The organism is Dethiosulfatibacter sp. (assembly GCF_983023055.1).
Map to the genome: position 1 here is coordinate 2052 of NZ_CEZJXU010000074.1, position 5591 is coordinate 7642.

The 5591-nt window shown below is 39.8% G+C and carries 5 protein-coding genes and 1 riboswitch; all 5 genes read right to left on the minus strand.

Annotation, left to right across the window (positions count from 1 at the left end; all coding sequences use genetic code 11):
- The coding region (locus AC3AX0_RS04205; RefSeq protein WP_487549054.1) for a molybdopterin biosynthesis protein at nt 1-1458 on the minus strand (1458 nt) is incomplete at its 3' end.
- An 11-nt stretch (nt 1459-1469) separates the two neighbouring features.
- Nucleotides 1470-2699, minus strand: coding sequence for a molybdopterin molybdotransferase MoeA (locus AC3AX0_RS04210; RefSeq protein ID WP_487549055.1), 1230 nt, complete (start codon nt 2697-2699; stop codon nt 1470-1472).
- Nucleotides 2700-2789: 90 nt separating this feature from the next.
- A riboswitch (molybdenum cofactor riboswitch) is annotated at nt 2790-2899 on the minus strand.
- Nucleotides 2900-3154: 255 nt separating this feature from the next.
- Entirely contained in the window at nt 3155-3913 is a 759-nt protein-coding gene (modA, locus tag AC3AX0_RS04215) for a molybdate ABC transporter substrate-binding protein (protein ID WP_487549056.1), read from the minus strand.
- A 31-nt stretch (nt 3914-3944) separates the two neighbouring features.
- Entirely contained in the window at nt 3945-4730 is a 786-nt protein-coding gene (locus AC3AX0_RS04220) for an XdhC family protein (protein WP_487549057.1), read from the minus strand.
- Between the two features lie 66 nt (nt 4731-4796).
- Nucleotides 4797-5528 (minus strand): ATP-binding cassette domain-containing protein, encoded by a 732-nt coding sequence (locus tag AC3AX0_RS04225; RefSeq protein ID WP_487549058.1) that lies wholly within the window; start codon nt 5526-5528, stop codon nt 4797-4799.
- Between the last annotated feature and the right edge of the window lie 63 nt (nt 5529-5591).

Consider the following 5591-nt stretch of genomic DNA (forward strand, 5'->3'; position numbering starts at 1 on the left):
AACAAGAGTAACATCCGCTCCACTTAGATACTTTTTCAATACAGGAACATTGTAAACACCTGTCTCCTCGTCCAGAAGATGTATGGGCGCAAGGTGGCATTCACCCTTTCTCAATGCCATTATACCTCCCATGCTTCCAGTATGGGCAGAGGAAAGGTCCATGACTGAATTTGTAGTATGGATATGGTTATTTATTATATCCATTACCAGGTCGTGGCTTCCTATTGATACCACCGTGTTGTTTATGCTTTCAAAATCCCTTAGAAGTTCAACCTGCACCAGCTCGCTTGCTTCAAAGCCTTCCTTCTCCTTTGGGATCACAAGAATTCCATCACACCGCACTAGAGACATAAGTACTCCTGCTCCTCTGTTGAGAGGAGTGGCAATTATCTTGCCTCCGAGTTTTCCCATCTTCACCCTTACGTATTCCTTGTATTTATATGATGAAACTACCCTTTTTGACAGGTATGCCTCTACAATTACAGGCTTCTCCCTTGGTAGGTTCATGAATTCCATGATTATTTCCTGTGCAATACTTCTAAAGACCATATATGCAGAAACAGGATATCCCGGAATCCCTATTACAGGCTTACCCTTTATTTTACCCAGTATTGCAGGTTTCCCAGGTTTTATAGATAGACCGTGGTAGTAAACCTCTCCAAGATCTTCCACTATACTCCTTGTATAGTCTTCAGTTCCAGCTGAGGATCCTGCATTTATTATTGTGATATCGTTTTTTTCAACAGAATCCATAACCGTCTTCTTGATTTCTTCATAGTCGTCCTTTACAACATTATACCTTGAAGGTATGGCTCCACATTCCAGTGTCAACCCTTCAAACATCCTTGAATTGGACTCTATAATATCTCCAGTTTTAAGAATTGTTCCAGGTTCCACTATTTCAGTTCCAGTAGGTATGATTCCAACCTTAGTCCTTGAATAAACCTGAACTTCAATTACTCCACCATTAATAATGGACGCAAGGTCAATAGGCCTTATTTTATGGTTTGCTGAAACTATCATTTCACCTGCAACAATATCTTCACCAACGGGCCTTATATGTTGCCAGGGCGATGCAGGAGTTATTATCTGAACTTCATTTTCACTTAAGTCGTTAAGATCCTCAATCATTATTACAGCATTATAGTCGCCGTCTATTGGGTCTCCCGTATCAACTACCTTGTAGTCCCTTCCCTTGACCAATGTCAAAGGTTTTCCTTCTCTTGCATCATAGGTGACTTCTGACTTTACAGCAATGCCGTCCATTGCCGATGCATTGAAGTTGGGAGAAGAGTATTTTGCGAAATAGGGCTCAGCCGTTACCCTTCCCAGTGAATCCATTACACTTATTGTTTCAACGGCTTTATTTTCAAGTTCTTCCTTGAATCTTTCAAGATATCCCTTTAGAGCCACCTCAAGGTCTGTATTTTCCAGATATATATTTCTTTCTATTTTCATGGCTACCTCTCTTATTCAGTATATACCTTTACGATATTTCCTTTTTGTATTCCTTCGGTACCTGATTTTATCACTACATATCCTTCACTTTTTGAAAGCTGGGATATGGCGGCAGATTTTTTTATCAATGGATTAAAAAGATATTTCCCATCATTGAGTTCCAAGGTCCCCATTACATAGGTTTCCTTGCCTGGAGCTCCTGTAAGATTATAGGTGAGCTCCGCTTCAATATAGAAAGCCATGGTTTCTTCCTTTTTAAGGAGTATCTTGAATAATTCCTTTCCGAATATTGTGAAAATTATAGAAGAAGATCCTGGATGTCCAGGCAGTCCTAATAGTGCAGTGTTTCTTGCACAAGACATTATGGTAGGCTTTCCAGGTTTTACCGCCGCTCCGTGAACGAAGAGCCCCGGTTCTCCAAAGCTGTCGAGAACTTCCGCCGTAACATCCTTTATTCCAGCCGAACTTCCCCCGGACACTATGACAATATCCGTCTTATCAATCCATTTTTCAACTTCATTAAATAGGCTTCCCTCATCATCATTGACTATGGACTTGTAAATCACTTCACCACCGTATTTTTCAATTAGGGCTCCCACAACGAAACTGTTTATATCCCTAACTTCACCGAGCTTTATCTCCACTTCCGGCTTTCTTATTTCGTCTCCAGAAGATATTATTACAGCCTTTGGCTTCTTAAATACGGAAATCTCAGATACACCAATGGCGCTTAATGCTCCCATATCAAAAGCTGTAATCTTCCTTCCCTTTTTCACTATAATATCATCTACGTTTATGTCTTCACCAATATATATTATATTTTCCCCTGGATGCATGGTCATGTTCACTGCCACCGTATCTTCTTTAAGTTTCTCCGTATATTCAATCATTACGACTGCATCAGCGCCCTTGGGAATCATTCCCCCTGTAGGAATATATACACAGGTGTTTTCCACAACTTCTGTATGAGCTTCAGTTCCCATTAGGACCTCTCCTGAAACATCCAGAAAGACAGGCATGCTTTCCGATGCACCGCTTGTATCCGAGGACATCAATGCATATCCGTCAACAGTTGATTTGTTGAAGTCGGGTATATTTACAGAGCTCATTATATCCATGGATGAATATCTGTACTGTGCTTCACTAATATGAATAATTTCTGTTTCAATTTCTATGTTGCTGAAATGTTCTCTCATCATTTCTTTTATCCTGTCCGGGTTGTATGCTTTTAGAAATTTCATTATTCCTCCATATTCAATCCTCGGGACATTAATCCCTCATTCTTATACCGATTGTGACTGTTAGTCTGGCAATAAAAAAAAACTATCCGGTCGGATAGTCATCATACTCCTTTCCAAACCGGGAGGCGCAATTTTTGCAAACTGCACCCATAGGCTAAGTTATCTCATAAAGATAAATTAGCTCGAAGTATATATATTTTACACCTTTTTTAGCTGTTTTTCAATGTTTTTATTGGTTTGGGAATCATGACAGCGACTTTTATTCCGCATCCAATAAATAAACATTATTGATACGTCGTTCGTTTTTTCCCTTTCGTTTTTTTCGAATGTACTGCCGCAAGAGCTATGGAATTAAGCTTTGCTTCCTCTGAATCGGCTCTAATTGTCTATACAATAAAGTCATATTCAGATTATTTAACATGTTTGTACATGTTTATTGGCAGTTTTACGATTTCTTAATTTACAACCTTGAAACCATACTTCTCAAAGACCGCCTTCATATCTTCATTTGTCAGCAATTCATCATAGATTTTCTCTGCGTTCGCATTTTTCGAATCCTTAAGCAAGGCTATCCAGTATGTTGCCTTCTCATTGTATTGGTCATCGATTTCGTACATGTCAAACTTGCCTTTAGTCGATTCGGTCACATCGGTTACATAGACAAGACCGGCATCAGCCTCTCCCAGTGCAATCTTCGATGCAACACCCTTTACAGTCGATTCATTTGATACAACATTTGACAGAACCTTCTCAGTATAGCCATCCACTCCCGATTCTTCATATTTTGCCAATATGTTCCTTGCATATTTCCCTGCAGGCACCTCTTCAGCAGCAATTATTATGCTTGCATCACCTGCCAGATTATAAAGCGAGTTCACCTTTTCGTTTCCCTTGGGAGTAATGAGAACCATCTTGTTTTCAAGTATTCCAATTCCCTTTTCAACAAATCCACCTTCATTAAGAAGTTTGTAGTTCTTTTCATTGGCGGACAAATAAATATCGGCTTCGGCACCGTTTTCTATCTGTATCCTCAATCTTGTAGAACTATCCAGATTTAAAGTAATCTCATCTCCTAGAACTGTATTTATCTCACCCATGCTTTCAGTCAGCGATGCAGCCGAAAACACAAGTACTTTCTCTTCCTTTCCACAAGAAGTAAACATGAAGGCAATAACTGCCACCACTACCAGTTTAATCAAAATATTTTTTTTCATCCTATTTTCCCTTCCCTTTCATTTATTCTACTTATTTCATTATTTTTTCCTTCATGGTAATGCACTGTCCCTGGTTTTTAACCATAATGATTTCGGCCAGTATGCTAACTGCAATATCCTCGGGAGAATTACCTCCAAGGGCAAGGCCTATAGGAGAATGTACACCCTTTATCAATTCCTCTTCATATCCCTTTTCTACCATACTCTTGAACATGGTCTTGATCTTGTTTCTGCTGCCTATTACACCTAAATACCTGTACTCCTTTCTGAGCATGGATTCTACTGCAAGTTGGTCATGAACATGTCCGTGAGTAGCTACTACTACGAAAGTACTTGAATTGGTAGAAAGCTTTTCACACTCTTCTCCAATGTCTCCATAAATCACTTCCGTTGCTTCAGGGAATCTGTCCCTGCTTGCAATTCCTTCCCTGTTGTCGACTACTACCGTATTGAAACCTGCATTCCTTGCAAGCTTTTCAAGAACCTTTCCTATATGTCCTCCACCTACTATTGCCACTGTCTTTTCAGGTTTTATGACATTGATGAAAAGTTCAACATATCCTCCACAGGACATACCCAGATCTTTTTCAAGATCAAACTTGTATCCTTTGCTAACCTCTCTGCTTATACATTCCTTTGCTAGAGCTATGGACTTGTACTCAAGGCTGCCTCCACCAACAGTGCCTGCAAAAGTTCCATCTTCCTTTACCAGCATCATCTTTCCGGGCTCAGCCGGAGAAGATCCTACCAGATTTGTAACCGTAACCAATGCAACCTTTTGTCCGGAATTGGCAATAGCCAATGCATCTTTAATCATATGTTCTCCTTTCAAACAAATTTATATTTTAATATATCTATTCCTCATTCCAACCCTACCAGAGCTTTAACTTACTTTGATACTGTAATCAGGGTGTTTCATATTCCTTATAAAAATTTTTGTATATTCATCCTGGGGTCTTTCAAAAAGGTCCTTGCCCCTTCTTCTTTCCACAATATTACCGTTTTTCACTATTAGCGCCTTGTCCGCCATCTCGTACCCTTCTTCAAGATTATGTGTCACAAATATTCCCATTATGTTCTTTTCCCTTATAAGCAGCTTTATTCTCTGTCTCAAACAATCCCTAAGCATGTTGTCAAGACAGGAAAAGGGTTCATCCATGAGTATTATCTCAGGATCCGTTATGAATGTCCTTGCTATGGATACCCTCTTCTGCTGTCCTCCTGAAAGCTGGCATACCTTCTTGTCAAGATGGTCCCTTATATCCAGAATGGACACAAGGTAATCATAGTATTCCCTATCATAGTCCTTCCCTGCTCCGACAAGTATATTCTCCCTTGCGTTCAAATGGGGGAAAAGATTGCTATTCTGGGTGACATATCCGATTTTTCTTTGATAAGTCCTTATGTTATCACCATCAATTTTTGAAAAGAGGGTCCTTCCGTTTAGCCTAACGAATCCTTCATCGGGTGTCTTTACCCCTGAAACAAGGTCAAGAAGGGTTGATTTCCCTGCACCACTTTCACCCATGACCACCATTATTTCACCTGGTCTAATCTTGAATTCTGCATTGAAACTGAAGCTCCCCAGTCTTTTTCCAACTTCTATTTCTATCATCTCACATTTTCCTTTCAAATCGTCTGTTCACTACCTGTACAATAATAGATACGGCTATGAGCA

Excerpts from the sequence above, each read along its gene's own strand:
- AC3AX0_RS04210 (WP_487549055.1), bottom strand. The coding sequence starts at position 2,699 with ATGAAATTTCTAAAAGCATACAACCCGGACAGGATAAAAGAAATGATG.
- modA (WP_487549056.1), bottom strand. The coding sequence starts at position 3,913 with ATGAAAAAAAATATTTTGATTAAACTGGTAGTGGTGGCAGTTATTGCC.
- AC3AX0_RS04220 (WP_487549057.1), bottom strand. The coding sequence starts at position 4,730 with ATGATTAAAGATGCATTGGCTATTGCCAATTCCGGACAAAAGGTTGCA.
- AC3AX0_RS04225 (WP_487549058.1), bottom strand. The coding sequence starts at position 5,528 with ATGATAGAAATAGAAGTTGGAAAAAGACTGGGGAGCTTCAGTTTCAAT.